The organism is Burkholderia sp. LA-2-3-30-S1-D2 (genome assembly GCF_001523915.2).
In the GTDB taxonomy this organism is placed as follows: Bacteria; Pseudomonadota; Gammaproteobacteria; order Burkholderiales; family Burkholderiaceae; genus Burkholderia; species Burkholderia diffusa.
In genome coordinates this window covers 2,596,657-2,619,244 of the sequence record NZ_CP013384.1, presented here as the reverse complement: position 1 = coordinate 2,619,244, position 22,588 = coordinate 2,596,657, and the positions used below count along the sequence as shown (strand labels likewise).

Sequence of the window (22,588 nt, the reverse complement as noted above, 5' to 3'; positions counted from 1 at the left end):
CGCGCCGGTGTTTTCCCGCCAGCCGCCCACTCGGCCGCCAGCACGTAAAAAAGTTGCGCGTACAATCATGGGCCTGAGCGCCGTTCGCGGCGCGGCCTCCCGTCTTCACCGCCACGCGCGCCCCGATGCGCGCGGGCCTCCATTCCGGATACCCATGTCTCACGTCATCCGACGCCGGCCCGATGCCCGGCTGATCCTGTTGCTCGGCGCGCTCGCGGCCTGCGGGCCGATCGCCACCGACATGTACCTGCCGAGCCTGCCGTCGATCGCCGACGGCTTTTCCGTGAGTCCCGGCGCCGCGCAGCGCACGCTGACGAGCTTCATGGCCGGCTTCTCGATCGGCATGCTGTTGTACGGTCCGATGTCCGACACGTGGGGCCGCCGGCCGGTGCTGCTCGGTGGCATCGCGCTGTTCACGCTCGCGAGCGTCGGCTGCTTCGTGTCGAACTCGATCGACATGCTGATCCTCGTGCGGTTCCTGCAGGCGCTCGGCGCCGGCGCGGCGTCGGTGCTGTCGCGTGCGATCGCGCGCGATGCGCACGAGCCGACCGATGCGGCGAAGGTGCTGTCGATGGTTGCGATCGTCACTGCGGTCGGGCCGCTGCTCGCGCCGCTGATCGGCGGGCAGATCCTGCGCTTCTCGGGCTGGCGGGGCGTGTTCGTCGTGCTCGCCGTGTTCGGCGCGGTGTGCGCGGCGACCGCTTACCTGCGCGTGCCGGAAACCTGGCCGAAGGAGCGGCGCAAGAGCGCGGCCGTGCTTGCGTCGTTCGCATCGTACGGGCGCATCCTGTCCGATCCGGTCGCGTGGGGGCACATGCTGTGCGGCGGGATGGCGTTCGCGTCGATGTTCTCGTACATCACCGCGACGCCGTTCGTGTACATCGAGTATTTCCACGTGTCGCCGCAGCACTACGGGCTGCTGTTCGGCCTGAACGTCGTCGGGATCATGATCGGCAACTTCGCGAACACGCGGCTCGTCGGCCGCATCGGCTCGCTGCGCATCATCTCGGCCGCGTCGCTCGTGAGCTGCATCGCGTCGCTGGCGGTCGCGCTCGTCGCGCTGACCGGGTGGGGCGGGTTGTGGTCGATCGTCGTGTGCCTGTTCTTCGTGGTCGGCGTGGTCGGGATCTTGTCCGCGAACTGCACGACCGACCTGATGCATCGCTATCCGCACAACGCGGGCGCGTCGGCGGCCGTGTTCGGCGCGATGCAGCTCGCGCTCGGCGCGATCGCGAGCGTTGCGATCGGCGCACTCGCGGACGGCACGCCGTTCGCGATGGGCGTGACGATCGGCGTCACCGGCGTGCTGTGTTTCGTCGGCCGCTCCCTCGTGCTGCGCTGGCATGGCCGGCCGGTGAAAGCGGGCGCCTGAGCCGGCGCGGCAGCCGCCGCCCCGGCATGAAAAAACGCCACCGCGCGATGCGTCGGTGGCGTTTTTTTCGGGCGGGCGGAACGCGGCCGCCGTGCCGTGTCGGGCGTCAGTCCCGCGCGACGTCCTTCGCAGCCGGCGAGGCGCCGTGGCTCAGCCAGTCGAGCACGTCGGCCGTCTCGTCGTCGCTCGCCCGTGCGCGCGCCTGCGCGACGGCCTCCGGCAGTTCGCCGTTGGTGGACGCGCGACGAATCGCGACGCCGACCGCGAGGATGTCGATCATCAGCAGATGCAGGACCCGCGAGATCATCGACAGCTGCGATTCGCGCATCTCGATGTGGTCGGTCTCGAGCGCGACGGTCGCGCGCTTCGCGAGCGGCGTGTTGCTCGACGTGATCGCGATCACCTTCGCGCCGGCCTGCATCGCGACCTCGAGCACGCGCAGCAATTCCGGCGCGCGTCCCGATTTCGACACCGCGACGATCACGTCGCCCTTGCCGAGCAGCGCGGCCGATGCGGCCTGCATGTACAGGTCGCCGTACGCGATCGTCGGAATCCCGAAGCGGAAGAACTTGTAATGCGCGTCCTGCGCGACGATGTTCGAGTTGCCGAGCCCGTAGAACTCGATGCGGCGCGCGCCGTTCAGGATCTCGATCGCGTTCTCGACGTGCTCGAAGTTCAGGTGTTCGCGCAACTGCAGGATCGCGGACACCGTGTTGTCGAGCACCTTCGCGCCGAAGTCGGTGGCGGTGTCGCCGAGATGCACCTGGCTGTGGCTCATCGGAATCGTGCCGGTGAGGCCGGTCGCGAGCTTCAGCTTGAAATCCGACAGCCCCTGGCAGCCGAGCGAGCGGCAGAAGCGGATCACCGTCGGCTGGCTCACGTCCGCCTTGCGTGCGATGTCGACGATCGGGTCGTTGATGATCGAGCGCGGATGGTTCAGCGCGAGATCGGCGACGCGGCGCTCGGCCGGCGTCAGCGCGTCGCGCATCTGGCGGATCCGCTCGAACACGGCCGACGATGCGCCGCCCGACCGGTTCGACAACTGCTCCGCGAGGATCGCCGACACGCCGAGGAAGGCCGGATATTCGGCGGTGATCAGGTAGGTCGGGATGTTCTGGAGATACTGCGTGAAGCGGCCCTTCGCCTCGAAGCGCGCGCGGAACGACGAGCGCGTGAACAGATCGCCGAGCTTCAGCGCGACGCCGCCGCCAATGTACACGCCGCCGAGCGCGCCGAGCGTCAGCGCGAGGCTGCCCGCGAACGAGCCGAGGATGCCGCAGAAGCATTCGACCGCCTCGAGCGCGAGATCGTCGCCCGCATGCGCGCGCTCGACGATCTCCGCGGTGTCGACGGTCGCGGCCACGCGCTTCTTGTCGCGCGCGGCGAGCGCGCGGTAGATGACCTCGATGCCCGGTCCCGCGCACACGCGTTCGAACGACACGTGCGGAAACTTCTTGCGCGCGTACTGCAGCACGAGATCCTCGCGCTCGTCCTGCGGCGCGAACGATGCGTGACCGCCTTCGCTGCCGAGCGCGATCCAGCGGTCGTCCGCGGGAATCAGGCCGGAGACCCCGAGCCCGGTGCCGGGCCCGAGCAGCCCGATCACGCTGTTCTGGCGGCGCGTGCCGCCACCGATCTGCACGCGCTGCGCATCGGTCAGGCCCGGCAGCGCCATCGCGAGCGCGGTGAAGTCGTTCACGACGAGCAGCGTGTCGAAGCCGAGCGCGCGGCGCGTGGCCTCGATCGAGAAGCTCCAGTCGTGATTGGTCATCGTGATCTGGTCGCCGTCGACCGGATTCGCGATCGCGATCGCCGCGTGGTTCACGCGGCTGATCTTCACGTCCTTCAGATACTTGCGGATCGCGTCGGTGAGCGTCGGATAGTCGGCGCCGGGGTAGACGCGGATCTGCGTGATCTCGCCGGGGCCGGTTTCCAGCGCGAAACGCGCGTTGGTGCCGCCGACGTCCGCGAGCAGGCGCGGGCCGTCGGCATGCTGGGCCGCGACGACAGCCTTACTTTGCGCACCAGTAGACATCGAGCTTGGTCCCCTTGTCGTTGGCCAGTTGGGAAATCGCGTTCTTCTGCAGCGATGCGGCTGCTGCGTCGAGCACCGCGCGTTTGCGTTCGCCCGCGATCAGCAGGAACAGCCGGTCGACGCGCTTGAGCGCATCGAGCGAGAAGCTCACACGCGCATGCGGCGCGGCGCCGGGATGCACGGCGACGAAGCGCTCGGGCGTCGTGATCGCGCGATCCCATTCGGGCGCATCGGCGAAGATCGACGCGGTGTGGCCGTCCTCGCCCATGCCGAGCACGGCGACGGTCGGCACGCGGTAGTCGGCGTTCGCGTTGAGTGCGGCGACGTGCGCGTCGAGCGCCGCGCGCGTGTCGACGAGCGGCAGGAAGCGGGCAGGGGCCGCCGCGTGCTGCAGCAGCGTGTCGCGCACGAGCTGCGCGTTGCTGGCCGCGTCGTCTTCCGGCACCCAGCGGTCGTCGACCAGCGTGACGTCGACGCCGGCCCAGTCGAGCGCCGCGTGCGACAGCGTTTGCAGGAACGGGCGCGGGCTCGTGCCGCCGGACACCGCGAGCGTCGGGCGCGCGGGGCCGCCGAGCGCGGCGCGCAGCGCATCGCCGACGGCGCGCGCGAGCGCTTCGCTTTGCGCTTCCTGGGTGTCGAAAGCGTGGATCTCGATCACATCTCCTCCGGACTGCTTTGTCTGTTCAATTCGTGCGAATCATGGGGCACGTTGCCGTGTGCACACGGCAACGGTTTGCATCAGTTTTCTTCTTCGAGCCAGCAGGTGCCGTGCTGCGCAAGCATCGCGCTCGCCGCGGCCGGCCCCCACGTGCCTGCCGCATACGGCTTCGGCGGCTTCAGCGAGCGGGCCCATTCGTTCAGGATCGGCTCGACCCAGCGCCACGCGGCTTCCTGTTCGTCGCGACGCACGAACAGGGCGAGGCGGCCGTTGATCACGTCGAGCAAGAGGCGCTGATACGCCTCCATCTGCCCTTCCTTGAAGAAACGGTCGAACGCGAGGTCGAGGTGCACGCTCGCGAGGTTCATCCCTTCGCCGGGCTGCTTCGCGAGGCAGTACAGGCGAATCGTCTCGTTCGGCTGCAGCCGGATCACGAGGCGGTTCGATCCGGCGCGCAGCGCGGTCGGCCCGAGGGCCGAGTGCGGCACCGGCCGGAAGTTGACGACGATCTCCGCGACGCGATCGGCGAGACGCTTGCCGGTGCGCAGGAAGAACGGCACGCCGGCCCAGCGCCAGTTTTCGATCTCGACTTTCAGCGCGACGAAGGTTTCGGTCGGGCTGTCCGGCTTCACGCCAGGCTCGGTCGCGTAGGCCGGCACCTGCGCGCCCTTGATCACGCCCGCATGATACTGGCCGCGCACCGCGACCTTGCCGATGTCGCGCGAATCGACGGGTTTCAGCGCGCGCAGCACGCGCAGCTTTTCGTCGCGCACCGAGTCGGAGTCCATCGAATGCGGCGGCTCCATGGCGACGATCGACAGCAGCTGCAGCAGGTGGTTCTGCACCATGTCGCGCAGCGCGCCCGTATTGTCGTAGAAATCGCCGCGCGCCTCGACGCCGAGCTCCTCGGCGATCGTGATCTGGATGCTCTCGACCCATTCGCGGCGCCACAGCGGCTCGAACAGCGCATTGCCGAAGCGCAGCGCGAGCAGGTTCTGCACCGGCTCCTTCCCGAGGTAGTGGTCGATCCGGTAGATCTGGTCTTCCGCGAAGATCTCGCCGACCGCGTCGTTGATCGCGTTCGACGAGCGCAGGTCGTAGCCGAGCGGCTTCTCGAGCACGATGCGCGCGCCTTCGTTCAGGCCGACCGACGCGAGCGCCTTGCAGATCGGCACGAACAGCGACGGCCCCGTCGCGAGATAGAACACGCGGATGCCGGGAAGCTGCGCGACCGCGTCGCGCAGCACGACGTAGTCCTCCGCGCGACCGAGGTCGAGCTTTACGTATTCGATGCGTTGGAGGAAGGATTTCCACGCGGTTTCGTCGAAGGCCTTGCCGGCGGCTTTCGCCGCGTGCGGCTTCACGTGCGTGTCGACCCACTCGAGATAGCCGGCCCGATCCGATTCGTGCCGCGCGACGGCAACGATCCGGCCGCTTTCCGCGAGCATGTTGCCGCGGTGCGCTTCGAACAGCGCGGGCAGGATCTTGCGCATCGACAGGTCGCCGGTGCCGCCGAAAAGTACGAAGGTAAAGCTGGAATCGGTATGCATGTGTCTCCGCCGGTTGGGGTGCTGGGAAGCGATCCGTAGTGCGATAAAAATATTTTTGACACTGAATTGTAGTTTAACTACAATCCGCCGCAAGGGGTAGCACCTGGGTGAAGAAAAAAAGAAGTGCGGTCGATGAACTGCGCGAGCTTCGCCTTCGGGAACGCCTTGTGCCGAATGTTATCGGACATTGACGGTGCGCATCGTCCGCGCGCCGTCGCCCCCGGGCTCGCGCCGCGGCATCGCGGCGGGCCAGAAACACAAAGAGGAGACACGCCGTTGAATCTCGATTCACGCTTTCTGTAAGAGCCCGGCCGGTCATCGGCCCCGTACGCTGCATGCGTCCCGCGGCTCGATTTCCCCGTCGTTTATCAAGAAGCCGGTTCCCCGTCGGGGAACCTCACGAGTTGATTCAGTCTGGAGGAGATAAGTAATGAAAGTTCGCTCGATCATGGGCGCGCTCTGCGCCGCGGGTCTGATGGCTGGCGCCGTGGCGGCGCAGGCGGCCGAGAATGTAACCGTGCTGCACTGGTGGACCTCGGGCGGCGAGTCGAAGGCCGTCGGCGTGCTGAAGGACGACTTGCAGAAGCAGGGCTACGTGTGGAAGGACTTCGCGGTCGCGGGCGGTGCCGGCGCCGCGGCGATGACCGCGCTGAAGACCAAGGTGATCAGCGGTGACGCACCGTCGGCCGCGCAGATCAAGGGCCCGTTGATCCAGGACTGGGCCGACCAGGGCGTGCTCGTCAACATCGATTCCGCCGCTGGCGACTGGAAGCAGAACCTGCCGCCGGAAATCGACAAGATCATCAAGTACAAGGGCCACACCGTCGCGGCGCCGTTCTCGGTGCATCGCGTGAACTGGCTCTATATCAACAAGGCCGCGCTCGACAAGGTCGGCGCGAAGGTGCCGACCACCTGGCCGGAATTCTTCGCGGTCGCCGACAAGCTGAAGGCCGCGGGCATCCAGCCGGTCGCGATGGGCGGCCAGCCGTGGCAGGACCTGACGCTGTGGGAAGACGTCGTGCTGTCGCAGGGCCCGGCGTTCTACAAGAAGGCGCTGGTGGATCTCGATCAGGCGACGCTGACCTCGCCGCAGATGCTGTCCGTGTTCGACACGGTGCGCAAGATCCAGGGCTACTTCGATACCGGCCGTAACGGCCGCGACTGGAACCTCGCGACCGCGATGGTCATCAACGGCAAGGCCGGCATGCAGTTCATGGGCGACTGGGCGAAGGGCGAGTTCGAGAACGCGGGCAAGAAGGCGGGCAAGGACTACATCTGCGCGGCGGTGCCGGGTACGGCGAATTCGTACACGTTCAACGTCGACTCGTTCGTGTTCTTCCAGCAGAAGGGCCAGAAGGAAGCGACGCCGGGCCAGCTCGCACTCGCGAAGACGATCATGACGCCGGCCTTCCAGGAGCAGTTCAGCCTGCTGAAGGGTTCGGTGCCGGTGCGTCTCGGCGTGAAGATGGACAAGTTCGACGACTGCGCGAAGAAGTCGTACGCCGACGAGCAGACCGCGATCAAGTCGGGCGGCTTCGTGCCGTCGCTCGCTCACGGGATGGCGCAGGGCGACGCCACGGCCGGCGCGATCACCGACGTCGTGACGAAGTTCATGAACTCGCAGCAGGATTCGAAGAGCGCGGTCGCCGCGCTCGCGAAAGCCGCGAAGGTGAAGTAAAACGCGATAGGCGCCCGGCCGGTAGCACTTCGCCGGCCGGGCGTTTTTGCAAGTGCAGCAAACGGGCTCGCCCGCGAAGCCCGTGCCGTACCCGGCGCCGGCCCGGCCTGCGTCACCCTCGTTCCAGGAGTCGAATCAAGTGGCTGCCCCTCTTAGCGGAAACGGATCCGGCGCTGCCGCCGCACGGCGCACGTCGCCGATGTCGGCCTTCGCCGATCGCTGGATCCCGAAGCTCGTGCTCGCGCCGAGCCTCGCGATCGCCGTGGTGTTCATCTACGGCTTCATTCTGATTACCGGTTATCTGTCGCTGACCAACTCGCGGCTGTTGCCGAACTACGAATTCGACGGCTTCGGCCGTTACACGGACCTGTTCCAGAACGACGTGTGGTGGACCTCCGCCGCGAACCTCGGCTGGTTCGGGATACCGTTCATCGCGATCTGCGTCGCGCTCGGGCTGTTCCTCGCGATCCTGCTCGACCAGCGGATCCGCAACGAAGGCGCGCTGCGCGCGATCTTCCTGTATCCGATGGCGCTGTCGTTCATCGTCACGGGTACCGCATGGCAGTGGATCCTGAACCCGGGCCTCGGCCTGGAGAAAGTGATGCACGACTGGGGCTGGACGAGCTTCTCGTTCGGCTGGCTCGACGATCCGGACAAGGCGATCTTCTGTATCGTGATCGCCGCCGTGTGGCAGTCGACCGGCTTCGTGATGGCGCTGTTCCTCGCCGGGTTGCGCGGCGTCGACGCCGAGATCTTCAAGGCCGCGCAGGTCGACGGCGCGACGCTGCCGACCATCTACCGCAAGATCGTGATCCCGAGCATGCGCCCGGTGTTCTTCTCGGTGCTGCTGATTCTCTGCCACATCACGATCAAGACCTTCGACCTGGTGGTCGCGTTGACGGCGGGCGGCCCCGGCACGTCGTCGTCGCTGCCGGCCATGTTCATGTACACGTTTTCGTTCAACCGCGGCCAGCTCGGGCTCGGCGCGGCGTCGTCGGTGATGATGCTCGCGACCGTGGTCGCCGTGCTGGTGCCGCTGATGTATATGGAATCGAGGAGCACCCGCAATGCAGCCTAAGATGACGATCAGCCGGGCAGTGATCTATGCGGCGCTGATCCTGTTCGCGCTGTATTTCCTGTTCCCGATCTACGTGATGCTGTCGACGTCCTTCAAGGATCTCGACCAACTGCGCACCGGCAACCTGCTGACGCCGCCGACGCACTGGACCATCGATCCGTGGGTGAAGGCGTGGAGCGGCGCGTGTACCGGCGTGCGCTGCGACGGCATGAAGCCGTTCTTCCTGAACTCGCTGCAGATGGTGATCCCGGCCGTGCTGATCTCGTCGCTGATCGGCGCGTTCAACGGCTACGTGCTCACGCACTGGCGCTTTCGCGGCGCGGATGCGCTGTTCACGATGATGCTGGTCGGCTGCTTCATTCCGTTCCAGGTGATCCTGCTGCCGATGGCGCGCGTGCAGGGGATGTTCGGCCTCGCCAACACGATTCCGGGCCTCGTGTTCGTGCACGTCGTGTACGGGATCGCGTTCACGACGATGTTCTTCCGCAACTTCTATGTGAGCGTGCCGGCCGAGCTCGTGAAGGCCGCGCGCATCGACGGAGCGGGCTTCTTCACGATCTTCACGAAGATCCTGATGCCCGTGTCGCTGCCGATCTTCATGGTGTGCCTGATCTGGCAATTCACGCAGATCTGGAACGACTTCCTGTTCGGGATCGTGTTCTCCGGCGTCGATTCGATGCCGATCACGGTCGCGCTGAACAACCTCGTCAACACGTCGACGGGCGTGAAGGAATACAACGTCGACATGGCCGGCGCGATCATCGCCGCGCTGCCGACGCTGCTCGTCTACGTGGTCGCCGGCCGCTACTTCGTGCGCGGGCTGACGGCGGGCGCGGTGAAGGGGTAAGCGCGGTTTCATCCGAAACGACGAACCGGCCGCGCACGACGCGCGGCGCATCGAAACGAACCCGACGCGGCGCCGCAGTGCGCCGCGCGAGACGAGACAGAGGATTCACAGCATGGCAAGCCTTTCCATCCGTGACGTGTACAAGACCTACCCGAACGGGGTGCCGGTCCTGAAGGGTGTCGACATCGAGATCGAGGACGGACAGTTCCTGATCCTGGTCGGCGGGTCGGGCTGCGGGAAGTCGACGCTGCTCAACATGATTGCCGGGCTCGAAACCGTGACGAGCGGCGAGATCTGCATCGACGGCAAGGTCGTCAACGGCCTGTCGCCGAAGGATCGCGACATCGCGATGGTGTTCCAGTCGTACGCGCTGTATCCGTCGATGACGGTGCGCGAGAACATCTCGTTCGGCCTGAACATCCGCAAGGTGCCGAAGAGCGAGCAGCAGCAGATCGTCGAGCGCGTGTCGTCGATGCTGCAGATCCAGCATCTGCTTGACCGAAAGCCGGGCCAGCTGTCGGGCGGCCAGCGCCAGCGCGTCGCGATGGGCCGTGCGCTCGCACGCGATCCGTCGCTGTTCCTGTTCGACGAACCGCTGTCGAACCTCGACGCGAAGCTGCGCATCGAGATGCGCGCGGAAATCAAGCTGCTGCACCAGCGCCTCGGCACGACGATCGTCTACGTGACGCACGACCAGATCGAGGCAATGACGCTCGGCGACCGGATCGCGGTGATGAAGGACGGCGTGGTCCAGCAGTTCGGCGCGCCGCAGGAGATCTACGATTCGCCGTCGAACCTGTTCGTCGCGGGCTTCATCGGCGCGCCGCCGATGAACTTCATCAACGGCAAGCTGGTCGAGCAGGGCAGCGGGATCGCGCTCGAGATCGACACGGGCCTCGCGCGCAGCGCGCTGAACCTGCCGTTCGACGCGAAGCGAATGAACGGCCATGTCGGCCGCGAGGTGATCCTCGGCCTGCGCCCGGAGCGGATCACCGACGTGCGCAACGCGCACCACGGCGAGACGTCGCAGCTGCAGCCGATCGACGTGCGCGTCGACGTGACGGAGCCGACCGGGCCGGACACGCACGTGTTCGCGCAGGTCAACGGCAAGCGGATCGTGAGTCGCGTGCATCCGGCCGCGAATCCGCAGCCGGGGCAGACGCAGTCGCTGCTGTTCGACGTGTCGAAGGCGGTGCTGTTCGATCCGGTGTCGGAAGAGCGGATCGCGTGAGGACGCGAATGCGCTGAACGAACGTGAAGGGGCCGTCTTGAACGGCCCCTTTTGTTCTGGCGTCCCGGCCAGGCACGGCATTGCGGCGCGGCGGCACGGCGGCGTCAGTGCGGCAACCGCACGTCGAACTTGAACGTCGCGAGCCGTGCGACGAGGATGAAGCCGGTCGCGAGCAGCACGCTGTACACCGAATCGAACTGCAGCCACACGAGCAGCAGGTAGAACCAGCAACCGACGAACGCGCAGGTCGCGTACGGCCGCGAATCGCGCAGGATCAGCGGGATGTCGTTGCACAGCACGTCGCGGACGATCCCGCCGACCACGCCGGTAATCACGCCCATCATCACCGCGATGAAGCGCGGCATCTCGGCATCGAGCGCGATCGACGTGCCCGAGATGCTGAAGATGCCGAGCCCGATCGCATCGGCGACGAGCAGCAACCGCTCGGCCGACAGCCGCGACAGCATGCGCAGCACGAACGGCGCGAACAGCGCGAGCACGAAGATCGCGATCACGTAGTCGTCGTGCACGACCCAGTAGAACGGCCGGCGCTCGAGCAGGATGTCGCGCAGCGTGCCGCCGCCGAACGCAGTGGCGAGCGCCACCACGAACGTGCCGACCGAGTCGAGGCGGTTCTTGCGCGCCTCGATGAAGCCCGAGATCGCAAAGGCCAGCGTGGCGATTGCCTCCAGTATCGCGATCGCGAGCGTCAGCCTAGGATGCGGCACGCGGCCCCCGGTCGCCCGGCGCCGCGAACGGCTGCAGCAGCACCAGCACCGCGCCCGCGCCGCCGTCGTGGCCGCGCGCCTCGCAGAATGCGATCACTTCTTCCTTCTGGACGAGCCACGCACGGACCTTGCCTTTCAGCACGGGTTCCTTGCCGATCGAGCCGAGCCCCTTGCCGTGGATCACGCGCAGGCAGCGCAGCCCTTTCTTGCCGGCTTCGCGGATGAATTCGGCGAGCGCATCGCGCGCTTCGTCGCGCCGCATGCCGTGCAGGTCGATCTGCGCCTGGACGATCCACGCGCCGCTCCTCAGCTTGCGCACGACGTCGCGGCTGATGCCGGGGCGGTGGTAGTACAGCGAGTCGTCGCTGTCGAGCAGCGTCTCGGGATCGAATTCGTCGGACAGCGTCGCGTTCAGCACGGCTTCCTCGTCGCGCTGCGTCTGCTTCGGCACCGGATCGGGCGGCGTGCGGCCGGCCGCCGCGCGCGGCGGTGCGTTCAGCGGCCGGACGGCGCCGATCTCGTTGCGGAACAGGTTCGCGTCGGCTTCCGCCTTGCGCTCGGCCTTGGCCGTTTCGATGCGCTCGCGGTCGCGGCGATCGGCTTCGCCTTGCAGCGACTTGCGCAGTGCGCCGAGGCCGGCGAGCCCCTGGCCGCGCAACGCGGCGGGATCGGGTGCGGGCGGCGGCGCGGCGGGCGCGGGGTTCGCGGGACGGGCGGCGATCTGCCGCTTCGCGGGATCGCTCGGATGGGGCTGGTTCTTTGCCATGATTCGGTAACAGGGCAGGCGCGTTCGGGCGCGCGGGCACAAAAAAGCCGCTGCGCGGCGGCAGCGGCTTTCCGGTCGAGCCCGCTTCGCGGCAGCGGACGCCATTGTAGCGCCCGCCGCGGCAAGGCTCCCCGCTTACTTCTTGTCGTGCAGGCTTTCGAGGTAGCGCTGCGCGTCGAGCGCGGCCATGCAGCCCGTGCCCGCGCTGGTGATCGCCTGGCGGTACACGTTGTCCTGCACGTCGCCCGCGGCGAACACGCCCGGCACGCTCGTCGACGTCGCGTTGCCGTGCAGGCCGCTCTTCGTCAGGATGTAGCCGTCCTTCATCTCCAACTGGCCCTGGAACAGGTCGGTGTTCGGCTTGTGGCCGATCGCGACGAACACGCCCTGCACGTGCAGGTCTTCCGTCGCGCCGGTCTTCACGTTCTTGATGCGCAGGCCCGTGACGCCCGACTCCTCGCCCGTCACCTCGTCGAGCACGTGATCCCACTTGATGTCGACGACGCCTTCCTTTTGCTTCTCCAGCAGGCGGTCGATCAGGATCGGCTCGGCGCGGAACTTGTCGCGGCGGTGGATCACCGTGACCTTCTTCGCGATGCCCGTCAGGTAGAGCGCTTCCTCGACGGCCGTGTTGCCGCCGCCGATCACCGCGACTTCCTGGTTGCGATAGAAGAAGCCGTCGCAGGTCGCGCAGGCCGACACGCCCTTGCCCATGAACGCTTCCTCGGAAGCCAGGCCGAGATACTGCGCGGACGCGCCGGTCGCGATGATCAGCGAGTCGCACGTGTATTCGCCCGAGTCGCCGATCAGCCGGATCGGCTTTTCGTGCAGTTTCGCGGTGTGGATGTGGTCGAATACGATTTCGGTGTTGAAGCGCTCGGCGTGCTCCTGGAAGCGTGCCATCAGTTCCGGGCCTTGCACGCCCTTCGCGTCCGCCGGCCAGTTTTCGACGTCGGTCGTGGTCATCAGCTGGCCGCCCTGCGCGATGCCGGTGATCAGCACCGGGGACAGGTTGGCGCGTGCCGCGTAGACGGCAGCCGTGTAGCCGGCGGGGCCGGAACCGAGAATCAGGACTTTGGCGTGTTTGGGCGTGGACATGTGCGAATCCGTAAAAGGCGGCTGCGGCGGGTGGGGTAGGCCCCGCCGTACGATCCGGGTTGACCGGGATGCCGTCATAGATGGGTATCAGACGCGCATTATAAAGGCCCCGTTGCTGCGCTGCCGAACGAGAGTTTCAATCGTGACGATAGCGTTTCGCGGCGCGCCTCCCGTGCCGGCGCGGCGGGCCGGGCGGGCGGGCGGCGGCGCGATGTCGCAGGCCCCGGCAAGGGCGCGTCCGTCCGGCTTGCGGTCGCTTGAGGCGCCCGGTTTGGCACCCCGTCCCTGTTATGTAACCGTCATTTACACTTGGCGGCCCGATGCAGCGTTTACAATAAGCGCGATCGAACGACAGGCGGGCGCGCGGCCCGTCCTCTTTATACGGATTCATGGCAAAAGCTCCTTATTCCGCCCAGGCACAGGCGTTGCCGCACCGGATGTCGAAGCTCCTCACGGAGATCCGCTGGATTCTCCAGGTCGCGCTCTGCGCTTTTCTGGTGATGGCCCTGTTGAGCTACAGTCGGCGCGATCCGAGCTGGACGCACGCCGCGCAGGTGGACCACATCTCGAACTGGGCCGGCCGCGTCGGTGCGTGGACGGCCGACATCATCCTGCTGCTGTTCGGCCTGTCGGCCTACTGGCTGATCGTGCCGCTCGGGCGGCGCATCGCGGTCAACTACCGGCGCATCACGCGTCACGAGGCCGTCGCCGACGAACCGGAGCGGCCGATCGGCTGGCTCACCGAGATCTTCGCGTTCGTGCTCGTCGTGCTCGCGTGCGACGGCATCGAGGCGCTGAGGATGTGGTCGCTGAAGGTGCAACTGCCGCGCGCGCCGGGCGGCGTGATCGGCGAGGCCGTGGCGGGCGCGATGTCGCACGCGTTCGGCTTCACCGGCGGCACGCTGCTGCTCCTGATCCTGCTCGCGATCGGCCTGTCGCTGTATTTCCGCTTCTCGTGGCTGTCGGTCGCCGAGCGCGTCGGCGGCGCGATCCTGTCCGCCGTGAACGTCGCGAAGCTGCGCCGCGAAGCCGAACGCGACCGCAAGCTCGGCGAGGCCGCGGCCGTGCGCCGCGAGGGGAAGGTCGAAGAGGAGCGCGTGCGCATCGAGGATCACGAGCCTGTGACGATCGTGCCGCCGGTCGTCACGCCGGCGAAGTCCGAGCGCGTCGAGCGTGAGCGCCAGGTGCCGCTGTTCACCGACCTGCCGGGCGATTCGACGCTGCCGCCGGTGTCGCTGCTCGATCCCGCGCCGCAGACACAGGAAGCGATTTCCGCCGATACGCTCGAATTCACGTCACGCCTGATCGAGAAGAAGCTGAAGGACTTCGGCGTCGAGGCGAGCGTCGTCGCCGCGTATCCGGGCCCGGTCGTCACGCGCTACGAGATCGAGCCGGCCACCGGCGTGAAGGGCAGCCAGATCGTCAACCTCGCGAAGGATCTTGCTCGCTCGCTGTCGCTCGTGTCGATCCGCGTGGTCGAGACGATCCCCGGCAAGAACTACATGGCGCTCGAGCTGCCGAACCAGCGCCGCCAGACGGTCCACCTGTCCGAGATCATCGGCTCGGAAGTCTATGCGGCCGCGTCGTCGGCGCTGACGCTGAGCCTCGGCAAGGACATCGGCGGCAAGCCGGTGTGCGCGGATCTCGCGAAGATGCCGCACCTGCTGGTGGCCGGCACGACCGGGTCCGGCAAGTCGGTCGGGATCAACGCGATGATCCTGTCGCTGCTCTACAAGGCCACCGCCGAGCAGGTGCGCCTCATCCTGATCGATCCGAAGATGCTCGAAATGAGTGTCTACGAGGGCATTCCGCACCTGCTGTGCCCGGTCGTCACCGACATGCGCCAGGCCGGGCATGCGCTGAACTGGACGGTCGCCGAGATGGAACGCCGCTACAAGCTGATGAGCAAGCTCGGTGTGCGCAACCTGGCGGGCTACAACAACAAGATCGACGAAGCGGCAAAGCGCGAGGAAAAGATCCCGAATCCGTTCAGCCTGACGCCGGACGATCCCGAACCGCTCGGCCGCCTGCCGAACATCGTCGTCGTGATCGACGAGCTGGCCGACCTGATGATGGTCGTCGGCAAGAAGGTCGAGGAGCTGATCGCGCGGATCGCGCAGAAAGCGCGCGCGGCCGGCATCCACCTGATCCTCGCGACGCAGCGTCCGTCCGTCGACGTGATCACGGGCCTGATCAAGGCGAACGTGCCGACGCGGATCGCGTTCCAGGTGTCGTCGAAGATCGACTCGCGCACGATTCTCGACCAGATGGGCGCCGAATCGCTGCTCGGGATGGGCGACATGCTGTACCTGCCGCCGGGCAGCGGCCTGCCGGTGCGCGTGCACGGCGCGTTCGTCGCCGACGACGAAGTGCATCGCGTCGTCGAGAAGCTCAAGGAGCAGGGCGAGCCGAACTACGTCGAAGGGCTGCTCGAGGGCGGCACCGCCGATGGCGACGAGGGTTCGGCCGGCGCGGGAACCGGCGAGGCCGGCGGCGAGTCTGATCCGCTGTACGACCAGGCGGTCGAGATCGTCATCAAGAACCGCCGCGCGTCGATTTCGCTCGTGCAGCGCCATTTGCGGATCGGCTACAACCGCGCGGCGCGGCTGCTCGAACAGATGGAACAGTCGGGGCTCGTGTCGGCGATGTCGTCGAGCGGCAACCGCGAAATTCTTGTGCCGGCGCGCGACGCGGAATGAGTCCGCGGCGCACGCAGCGCCGGCCACCCAGGGAGAAAACCGCAACATGCAGCAACTTTCGTTCGTCCCTTCCCTTCGTTCGACGCGGCGCTGGCTCGGCGCGGCGCTCGCCGGCGCATCGCTGATGCTCGCGGCGACGCACGCGTTCGCGGGCGGCACCGAGCAACTGAAGGCTTTCGTGTCGCAGGTGCATTCGGCGAAAGGCGATTTCACGCAGCAGATCGTCAAGGCGCCGGCCAAGGGCGCGAGCGCCGCACAGGCCGTGCCGAAGCCGAATGACAACTCGAGCGGCACGTTCGTGTTCTCGCGTCCGGGCAAGTTCATCTGGACGTACCAGAAGCCGTACCAGCAGGTGCTGCAGGCCGACGGCGAAAAGCTCTACGTGTACGACCACGACCTGAACCAGGTCACCGAGCGCAAGCTGAACGGCGCGCTGGGCGCGAGCCCGGCCGCGATCCTGTTCGGCAGCAACGATCTCGACAAGAACTACACGCTGCGCGACGCCGGCGAGAAGGGCGGCATCGAGTGGCTGGAGATGCTGCCGAAGGCGCAGGACACGCAGTTCCAGCGGATCGGCATTGGTTTTCGCAATGGCACGCTCGCCGCGATGGAACTGCACGACGTGTTCGGCAACGTCACGCTGCTCACCTTCACGAACATCCAGACGAACCCGCCGCTGAAGAGCGATGCATTCAAGTTCGTCGCGCCGAAGGGCGCGGACGTGATCGCGGGCTGAACGGCACCGCGCCATTTTCCCGACACGGGCCTGCCGGCGACGGCAGGCCCGTTTTGTTTTGCGGCGCGGGCACCCGGCGCGTGCACCCCGTGCGGGCATCCGGCGCGGGCACCGGGCCCGGCGGTGCCGTCGTGCGGCTGTCATAATGTCGGGTCCGGCGGCCGGTTCGGCCGCCATCGTTTGATCTGGAGCAAGGGTTCATGTCCGACCTGTTTCAAGTCGAGCCGCGCCGGCCGCTCGCCGAGGCGCTGCGGCCGAAGACGCTCGCCGAGGTGATCGGCCAGACGCATCTGCTGGGCGAAGGCAAGCCGCTGCGGCTCGCGTTCGAATCCGGCAAGCCGCATTCGATGATCCTGTGGGGGCCGCCCGGCGTCGGCAAGACGACGCTCGCTCGCCTCACCGCGCTCGCGTTCGACTGCGAGTTCATCGCGCTGTCCGCGGTGCTCGGCGGCGTGAAGGACATCCGCGAGTCGATGGAGCAGGCGAGGGACACGCTGAACCGCACCGGCCGCCACACGATCCTGTTCGTCGACGAAATCCACCGCTTCAACAAGGGGCAGCAGGATGCGCTGCTGCCGTTCGTCGAGTCGGGGCTCGTGACCTTCATTGGCGCGACGACCGAGAACCCGAGTTTCGAAGTCAACTCGGCGCTGCTGTCGCGGGCGCAGGTATACGTGCTGCAGTCGCTGAGCGACGACGAGATGCGTCAGCTGCTCAAGCGCGCGCAGGAAATCGCGCTCGACGGCCTCGCATTCGACGACAAGGCGATCGATACGCTCATTGGTTATGCAGACGGCGACGCGCGGCGTTTCCTGAACCTGCTCGAGCAGGCGCAGACGGCCGCATCGTCCGCCAGAGTCACGACCATCGATGCCGATTTCGTCAGCAGCGCGATGACGCTGAACGCGCGGCGCTTCGACAAGGGCGGCGACAACTTCTATGACCAGATCTCGGCGCTGCACAAGTCGGTGCGCGGTTCGAGCCCGGACGGCGCGCTGTACTGGTTCTGCCGGATGATCGACGGCGGCGCGGATCCGAAATATCTCGCGCGCCGGATCGTGCGGATGGCGTGGGAAGACATCGGCCTCGCCGACCCGCGCGCGTTGCAGGTGGCGAACGACGCGGCCGAGACCTACGAGCGGCTCGGCTCGCCGGAAGGCGAGCTGGCGCTCGGGCAGGCGGTGATCTATCTCGCGTGCGCGGCGAAGAGCAACGCGGGCTACAACGCGTTCAACCAGGCGATGGCGTTCGTGAAGCAGGACAAGTCGCGCGAGGTCCCCGTGCATCTGCGCAATGCGCCGACCAAGCTGATGAAGGAACTCGGCTACGGTCACGCGTATCGCTACGCGCACGACGAGCCGAATGCCTATGCGGCCGGCGAGTCGTACCTGCCGGAAGGGATGCGCGAGCCGCGCTGGTACAAGCCGGTGCCGCGCGGGCTCGAATCGAAGATCGCCGACAAGCTCGCGTGGCTGCGCGAACTCGATCGCGAGGCCGGCAAGAAGGACTGACCGGCTGCGCGCGGCCCGGGGGCGCGTCAGCGCTTGCGGGGGCTGCCGTCGCAAGCCGCGCAACGGCGCCGCGCAACGCGCTTCGCCGGGCTGCACACACGCAGCGGGCGAAGCGACATGCCCGCGCCCGTCGCGCGTTTGCGGCACTGTCCATCCGGCCAGTGCCGTGGCGGCCCTGCGGTGCGTTAGAATTCCGGTCTTACACAACGATTTTCCAAGTCCTCCCATGCTCGACATCCAGTTGCTGCGCAAAGACCTCGACGGCGTCGCGAAGCGCCTCGCCGATCGCGGCTACACCCTCGACGTCGCCGCGTTCTCCGCGCTCGAAGCGGAACGCCGTGCGATCCAGACCCGTACCGAAGAGCTCCAGGCGCGCCGTAACAGCCTGTCGAAGCAGATCGGCGCGATGAAGGGGAAGGGCGAGGACACGTCGGCCGTCATGGCCGAAGTCGGTGGGATCGGCGACGAGATGAAAGCGTCGGAGGTCAAGCTCGGCGAGATTCAGGCGCGCCTGTCCGACCTGATGCTGGGCATGCCGAACATCGCGCACGAAAGCGTGCCGGTCGGCAAGGACGAGGCCGACAACGTCGAGGTGCGCCGCTGGGGCACGCCGCGCGAGTTCGACTTCGAGGTGAAGGATCACGTCGACGTCGGCACGCCGCTCGGCCTCGATTTCGAAACCGGCGCGAAGCTCGCCGGTGCGCGTTTCACGATGCTGCGCGGCTCGATCGCACGGCTGCACCGCGCGCTCGCACAGTTCATGATCGACACGCACACGCTGCAGCACGGCTACAGCGAGACGTACACGCCGTACATCGTGAACCCCGAAATCCTTTACGGCACGGGCCAGCTGCCGAAGTTCGCCGACGACATGTTCCGCGTCGAGAAGGGCGGCGCCGAAAACACGATCACGCAGTACCTGATCTCCACGTCCGAGATTTCGCTGACGAACACCGTGCGCGAATCGATCGTCGAAGGCGCCGCGCTGCCGATCAAGCTGACCGCGCATTCGCCGTGCTTCCGTTCGGAAGCCGGTTCGTACGGCCGCGACACGCGCGGCATGATCCGTCAGCACCAGTTCGACAAGGTCGAGATGGTGCAGGTCGTTGCGCCGGACACTTCGTACGCGGCACTCGACGAGATGGTCGGCCATGCGGAAGCGATCCTGCAGAAGCTTGGCCTGCCGTACCGCGTGATCACGCTTTGCACGGGCGACATGGGCTTCTCGGCCGCGAAGACGTTCGACCTCGAAGTATGGCTGCCCGCGCAGAACACCTATCGCGAGATCTCGAGCTGCTCGAACACCGAGGCGTTCCAGGCGCGCCGCATGCAGGCACGTTTCCGCAACGCGCAGGGCAAGCCGGAACTCGTGCATACGCTGAACGGTTCCGGCCTCGCGGTCGGCCGCACGCTCGTCGCCGTGCTGGAGAACTACCAGAATGCCGACGGTTCGGTCACGGTGCCGGAGGCACTGCGTCCGTACATGGGCGGCATGGAGCGAATCGAAGCACCTGCGCAGGCGTCGTGAGATCGCTCCGCGATCGGTCTTCGAAGGCCCGAAAAAATTTGCAAAAAGGGCTTGTGAGTTTCAAAGAGATCGTTCTATAATCTTTTCTTTCCCGGACACGACCAACCGGGAATGAAGCAGCAAGGAAGGAGAGGTGGCAGAGTGGTCGAATGTACCTGACTCGAAATCAGGCGTACGGTTTCCCCGTACCGTGGGTTCGAATCCCACCCTCTCCGCCAAAATACGAAGCCCCGTGATCCGAAAGGATCACGGGGTTTTTCGTTTGGGTCGCGCGTGAGTGAACGCTGCGTCGATGGCGGTGTACGATAGCGCGCAGGCGTACGGGCCGGCCACACGAACCACACAAAAGCCACGATGAGAGCGAGCACGCGAATCTGGGGGATGCTGACCGGCGCTGTATTGCTGACGGTGCTTGCCGCCGGCCTGTGCGTCATGCACGCGGATTGGGTCGTGAATCCTGGCAGCATCGTCGAGTTCGCGCAGCACGTCGCGCTCGGGTTCGCCGCAAGCGCGTTCCTTGCCGTGCTGTCTCGTGTGCGCCGCTATCGCGACATCACGCGAACGCTGCGCTGTCGCGAATTCGCATTCGCGCTACTGAGCGTGGCGCTGCTCGCAACGCTCAGCGCGGCCGTCGCCGTGCTCGACTATCTTTGCGTGGCGATCGCCCCGCCGTCGATCGAAAACCATCTCATTCGCTTCGATGCGATGCTCGGTTTCCATTGGCCGGACCTGTACCGATGGGTGACGGCGCACGCCGGCCTGCACCGTATGCTCGACCTCGCCTATCGCAGCGGCATGCCGCAACTGTTTGCGGTGCCGTTCATCCTCGCGGCGGTCCGCCGCGTCGACGATCTTGCCGAGTTCGTCGCGCAGTTCATGTTCGCGGTGATCGTGGTCGTGCTCGTCTCCGTGCCGCTCCCCGCCGCCAGCGCATTCATCCATTTCGGCATCACCGACCCGGGCACCGCATCGACGGTGACGCACTACGACCTGTTGCGCAGCGGGCAGCTCCGTCAACTGAATCTGGCCGACGCGCAGGGGCTCGTGTCGTTGCCGTCGTTTCACGTGATGCTGGCGCTGCTGTTCGCGTATGCGGTGCGGCATGTTCGCTACGTGTTTCCGGCTGCGATCGTGCTGAATGCGGTGATGATCGCGTCGACGCCGACGCAGGGCGGTCACTATCTCGCCGACGTGATCGCCGGGATCGTGTGCGGCGCGCTGTCGATCGCCGCAGTACGGCGCTGGATGGCCGGTCGACACGCGATCGAGGCGGCCGGACCGCACGCGGCAAGCCCGACCTGATCGCGCGACGCCAGAGTCGCAATGCTCCCTCGCTTGCAGGCGGCCCGGTTCTCACTGTCGCCGGATCGCCGTCTTCCTCGCGGCCGGTGCACCGGATTCCCGCTGTCGATGTCCTGCTTCAGCCTTGGCTTCGCGTGCCGTTAACAGAGGGCGGCGGCAAGCGTCTTTTGCATCGTCGCCGTTTCCCGTCGATTCAAGGTCCAATGAAGCTGAGCTACAAGATTCCCTTCGCATTCGCCATTGCGCTGCTGCTGATGTTCTGCGGCGCGCTGTACGGCATCCGCATTCTCAATCGCTCGATCGATACGTTCGCGAACGACGTGCAGACCCGGGTCGCCGACGAGCGGCTCGTGTCGGCGACACTCGTGCAGTTCAAGCTGCAGGTCCAGGAATGGAAGGACACACTGCTGCGCGGCAAGCAGCCCGACAAGCTCGACAAGTACTGGCAGGCATTCCAGACGCGCGAGCGCACGGTCGATACGCTCGCCGCGCAGCTCGTGAACCAGTTGCCGCCCGGCGAGAGCCGCACGCTCGTCGAGCAGTTCATGCGCGCGCATGCGGCGATGGGTGACGGCTACCGGCGCGGGTTCGACGCATTCAAGGCCGCAGGCTTCGAGCCGACGGCCGGGGATGCGGCCGTCGCGGGCGTCGACCGTGCACCCGCCGCGCTGCTCGAGCGCGCGGCGAAGGCGATTGCCGACGAGAGCGCCGCCGTGTCAGCGCAAGCGAGCCGCGATGCGAGCCACGCCACCGCGGCGAGCGTCGTGCTGATGCTGATCGTGCTCGGCATCGCGATGATCGGTGCGTACCTGTTCAGCCGCGCGATCCTGCGGCCGCTCGATCGCGCCGTCGCCTGTGCGCAGGCGGTGGCCGACGGCGACCTGACGCGCCACGTCGATGCGGTCGGTCACGACGAGATCGCCGATCTGCTGCGCGCGTTGCGGACGATGCAGGCAAGCCTGTCGGGCGTCGTGCTCGAGGTACGGACGCATGCCGAAGCGGTCGCGACCGCGAGCGCGCAGATCGCGGCGGGCAATCACGACCTGTCGTCGCGAACCGAGGCGCAGGCTGCGTCGCTCGAGGAAACCGCCGCCAGCATGACCGAACTGACGGGCATCGTGCGCCAGTCGGCCGAACACGCGCAGCACGCGGCGCAGCTGGCGCGGGACGCATCGGACATCGCGTCCGCTGGCGGTGGCGTGATGTCCGACGCCGTCGACACGATGAGCGGGATTGCCGCCAGCGCGGCGAAGGTCGGCGAGATCATCGCGGTCATCGACGGCATTGCGTTCCAGACCAACATCCTCGCGCTGAACGCGGCCGTCGAGGCGGCGCGCGCGGGCGAGCAGGGGCGCGGCTTCGCTGTCGTCGCGTCGGAAGTGCGCACGCTCGCGCAGCGCAGCGCGGCCGCCGCGAAGGAGATCAAAGCGCTGATCGAGCAATCGACGCGGCGGGTCGACGAGGGCGCGGTGTTGATCGGCCGCGCGGGCGAATCGATCCACGAGATCGTCGGCGCGGTTCAGCGAGTCACGTCGATCGTCGGCGAGATCTCGTCGGCATCGCAGGAGCAGAGCGGCGGCATCCAGCAGGTGAACGTCGCGGTCACGCAGATGGACGAGGCGACGCAGCGCAACGCGGCGCTGGTCGAACAGGCGTCTGCCGCGACGCAGGCGCTGGCCGAGCAGGCGAGCGCGCTGCGACACGCGGTCGCCGTGTTCAGGCTGCCGCAGGCCGCGTGACGATATTGCCGATCGCGACCGGACCACACCGT

17 protein-coding genes and 1 tRNA gene are annotated in these 22,588 nt (G+C 66.9%); 12 read left to right on the top strand and 6 right to left on the bottom strand.

Going from position 1 to position 22,588, the window contains the following annotated elements:
* Positions 1–154 precede the first annotated feature (154 nt).
* On the top strand, positions 155–1,372 hold the full coding sequence (locus WS66_RS25065; RefSeq protein ID WP_059605354.1) for a Bcr/CflA family multidrug efflux MFS transporter: 1,218 nt from the start codon (positions 155–157) through the stop codon (positions 1,370–1,372).
* 106 nt (positions 1,373–1,478) lie between these two features.
* Here the strand turns inward: WS66_RS25065 and WS66_RS25060 are convergent, their stop codons facing one another.
* From WS66_RS25060 to zwf, 3 genes are all read right to left on the bottom strand, one after another.
* Positions 1,479–3,407, bottom strand: a complete 1,929-nt coding sequence (locus WS66_RS25060; RefSeq protein ID WP_059605351.1) for a bifunctional transcriptional regulator/glucokinase — start codon at positions 3,405–3,407, stop codon at positions 1,479–1,481.
* A complete protein-coding gene (gene pgl / locus WS66_RS25055; RefSeq protein WP_059605346.1) occupies positions 3,385–4,065 on the bottom strand; it encodes a 6-phosphogluconolactonase in 681 nt (226 codons plus the stop codon). Before pgl ends, WS66_RS25060 begins: the two co-directional genes overlap by 23 nt.
* 80 nt (positions 4,066–4,145) lie before the next feature.
* A complete protein-coding gene (zwf, locus tag WS66_RS25050) occupies positions 4,146–5,615 on the bottom strand; it encodes a glucose-6-phosphate dehydrogenase (protein ID WP_059605343.1) in 1,470 nt (489 codons plus the stop codon).
* A gap of 430 nt (positions 5,616–6,045) precedes the next feature.
* Between zwf and WS66_RS25045 the strand changes: the two genes are divergently transcribed.
* The 4 genes from WS66_RS25045 (at position 6,046) to WS66_RS25030 (ending at position 10,449) form a co-directional block, all read left to right on the top strand.
* Entirely contained in the window at positions 6,046–7,293 is a 1,248-nt protein-coding gene (locus tag WS66_RS25045) for an ABC transporter substrate-binding protein (RefSeq protein WP_059605341.1), read from the top strand.
* Positions 7,294–7,432: 139 nt separating this feature from the next.
* Positions 7,433–8,371 carry a carbohydrate ABC transporter permease gene (locus tag WS66_RS25040; RefSeq protein ID WP_059509685.1) on the top strand — a complete coding sequence of 313 codons (939 nt, stop codon included), beginning with the start codon at positions 7,433–7,435 and terminating at the stop codon, positions 8,369–8,371.
* Positions 8,361–9,218, top strand: a complete 858-nt coding sequence (locus WS66_RS25035; protein ID WP_108064722.1) for a carbohydrate ABC transporter permease — start codon at positions 8,361–8,363, stop codon at positions 9,216–9,218. The genes WS66_RS25040 and WS66_RS25035 overlap by 11 nt, the downstream gene beginning before the upstream one ends.
* A gap of 112 nt (positions 9,219–9,330) precedes the next feature.
* Positions 9,331–10,449 carry an ABC transporter ATP-binding protein gene (locus WS66_RS25030; protein ID WP_059605335.1) on the top strand — a complete coding sequence of 373 codons (1,119 nt, stop codon included), beginning with the start codon at positions 9,331–9,333 and terminating at the stop codon, positions 10,447–10,449.
* A gap of 104 nt (positions 10,450–10,553) precedes the next feature.
* On the opposite strand, the gene WS66_RS25025 is transcribed toward WS66_RS25030, so the two are convergent.
* From WS66_RS25025 to trxB, 3 genes are all read right to left on the bottom strand, one after another.
* A complete protein-coding gene (locus WS66_RS25025; RefSeq protein ID WP_059605334.1) occupies positions 10,554–11,177 on the bottom strand; it encodes a trimeric intracellular cation channel family protein in 624 nt (207 codons plus the stop codon).
* The gene (locus WS66_RS25020; protein WP_059605331.1) at positions 11,164–11,943 is read right to left on the bottom strand and encodes a Smr/MutS family protein; all 780 of its coding nucleotides are present in this window, start codon (positions 11,941–11,943) and stop codon (positions 11,164–11,166) included. The genes WS66_RS25025 and WS66_RS25020 overlap by 14 nt, the downstream gene beginning before the upstream one ends.
* Before the next feature lie 135 nt (positions 11,944–12,078).
* Entirely contained in the window at positions 12,079–13,041 is a 963-nt protein-coding gene (gene trxB / locus WS66_RS25015; RefSeq protein ID WP_059605329.1) for a thioredoxin-disulfide reductase, read from the bottom strand.
* 389 nt (positions 13,042–13,430) lie between these two features.
* Here trxB and WS66_RS25010 point away from each other — a divergent pair, with 389 nt between their 5' ends.
* The 7 genes from WS66_RS25010 (at position 13,431) to WS66_RS24980 (ending at position 22,556) form a co-directional block, all read left to right on the top strand.
* Positions 13,431–15,740, top strand: a complete 2,310-nt coding sequence (locus tag WS66_RS25010; protein ID WP_059605326.1) for a DNA translocase FtsK — start codon at positions 13,431–13,433, stop codon at positions 15,738–15,740.
* 46 nt (positions 15,741–15,786) lie between these two features.
* Positions 15,787–16,476: an outer membrane lipoprotein chaperone LolA gene (gene lolA, locus WS66_RS25005; protein WP_059605323.1), complete on the top strand. Its 690-nt coding sequence runs from the start codon at positions 15,787–15,789 to the stop codon at positions 16,474–16,476.
* 200 nt (positions 16,477–16,676) lie between these two features.
* Positions 16,677–17,987: a replication-associated recombination protein A gene (locus WS66_RS25000; protein ID WP_059605319.1), complete on the top strand. Its 1,311-nt coding sequence runs from the start codon at positions 16,677–16,679 to the stop codon at positions 17,985–17,987.
* 226 nt (positions 17,988–18,213) lie between these two features.
* The gene (gene serS, locus WS66_RS24995; protein WP_059605315.1) at positions 18,214–19,515 is read left to right on the top strand and encodes a serine--tRNA ligase; all 1,302 of its coding nucleotides are present in this window, start codon (positions 18,214–18,216) and stop codon (positions 19,513–19,515) included.
* 127 nt (positions 19,516–19,642) lie between these two features.
* Positions 19,643–19,733 (top strand) — tRNA-Ser (locus WS66_RS24990).
* A gap of 136 nt (positions 19,734–19,869) precedes the next feature.
* Positions 19,870–20,817 (top strand): phosphatase PAP2 family protein, encoded by a 948-nt coding sequence (locus tag WS66_RS24985; protein ID WP_236872950.1) that lies wholly within the window; start codon positions 19,870–19,872, stop codon positions 20,815–20,817.
* 203 nt (positions 20,818–21,020) lie between these two features.
* A complete protein-coding gene (locus WS66_RS24980; RefSeq protein ID WP_059605311.1) occupies positions 21,021–22,556 on the top strand; it encodes a methyl-accepting chemotaxis protein in 1,536 nt (511 codons plus the stop codon).
* Positions 22,557–22,588: the final 32 nt, after the last annotated feature.

Excerpts from the sequence above, each read along its gene's own strand:
- WS66_RS25065 (WP_059605354.1), top strand. The coding sequence starts at position 155 with ATGTCTCACGTCATCCGACGCCGGCCCGATGCCCGGCTGATCCTGTTG.
- WS66_RS25060 (WP_059605351.1), bottom strand. The coding sequence starts at position 3,407 with ATGTCTACTGGTGCGCAAAGTAAGGCTGTCGTCGCGGCCCAGCATGCC.
- zwf (WP_059605343.1), bottom strand. The coding sequence starts at position 5,615 with ATGCATACCGATTCCAGCTTTACCTTCGTACTTTTCGGCGGCACCGGC.
- WS66_RS25045 (WP_059605341.1), top strand. The coding sequence starts at position 6,046 with ATGAAAGTTCGCTCGATCATGGGCGCGCTCTGCGCCGCGGGTCTGATG.
- WS66_RS25035 (WP_108064722.1), top strand. The coding sequence starts at position 8,361 with ATGCAGCCTAAGATGACGATCAGCCGGGCAGTGATCTATGCGGCGCTG.
- WS66_RS25030 (WP_059605335.1), top strand. The coding sequence starts at position 9,331 with ATGGCAAGCCTTTCCATCCGTGACGTGTACAAGACCTACCCGAACGGG.
- WS66_RS25020 (WP_059605331.1), bottom strand. The coding sequence starts at position 11,943 with ATGGCAAAGAACCAGCCCCATCCGAGCGATCCCGCGAAGCGGCAGATC.
- trxB (WP_059605329.1), bottom strand. The coding sequence starts at position 13,041 with ATGTCCACGCCCAAACACGCCAAAGTCCTGATTCTCGGTTCCGGCCCC.
- WS66_RS25010 (WP_059605326.1), top strand. The coding sequence starts at position 13,431 with ATGGCAAAAGCTCCTTATTCCGCCCAGGCACAGGCGTTGCCGCACCGG.
- lolA (WP_059605323.1), top strand. The coding sequence starts at position 15,787 with ATGCAGCAACTTTCGTTCGTCCCTTCCCTTCGTTCGACGCGGCGCTGG.
- WS66_RS25000 (WP_059605319.1), top strand. The coding sequence starts at position 16,677 with ATGTCCGACCTGTTTCAAGTCGAGCCGCGCCGGCCGCTCGCCGAGGCG.
- serS (WP_059605315.1), top strand. The coding sequence starts at position 18,214 with ATGCTCGACATCCAGTTGCTGCGCAAAGACCTCGACGGCGTCGCGAAG.
- WS66_RS24985 (WP_236872950.1), top strand. The coding sequence starts at position 19,870 with ATGAGAGCGAGCACGCGAATCTGGGGGATGCTGACCGGCGCTGTATTG.
- WS66_RS24980 (WP_059605311.1), top strand. The coding sequence starts at position 21,021 with ATGAAGCTGAGCTACAAGATTCCCTTCGCATTCGCCATTGCGCTGCTG.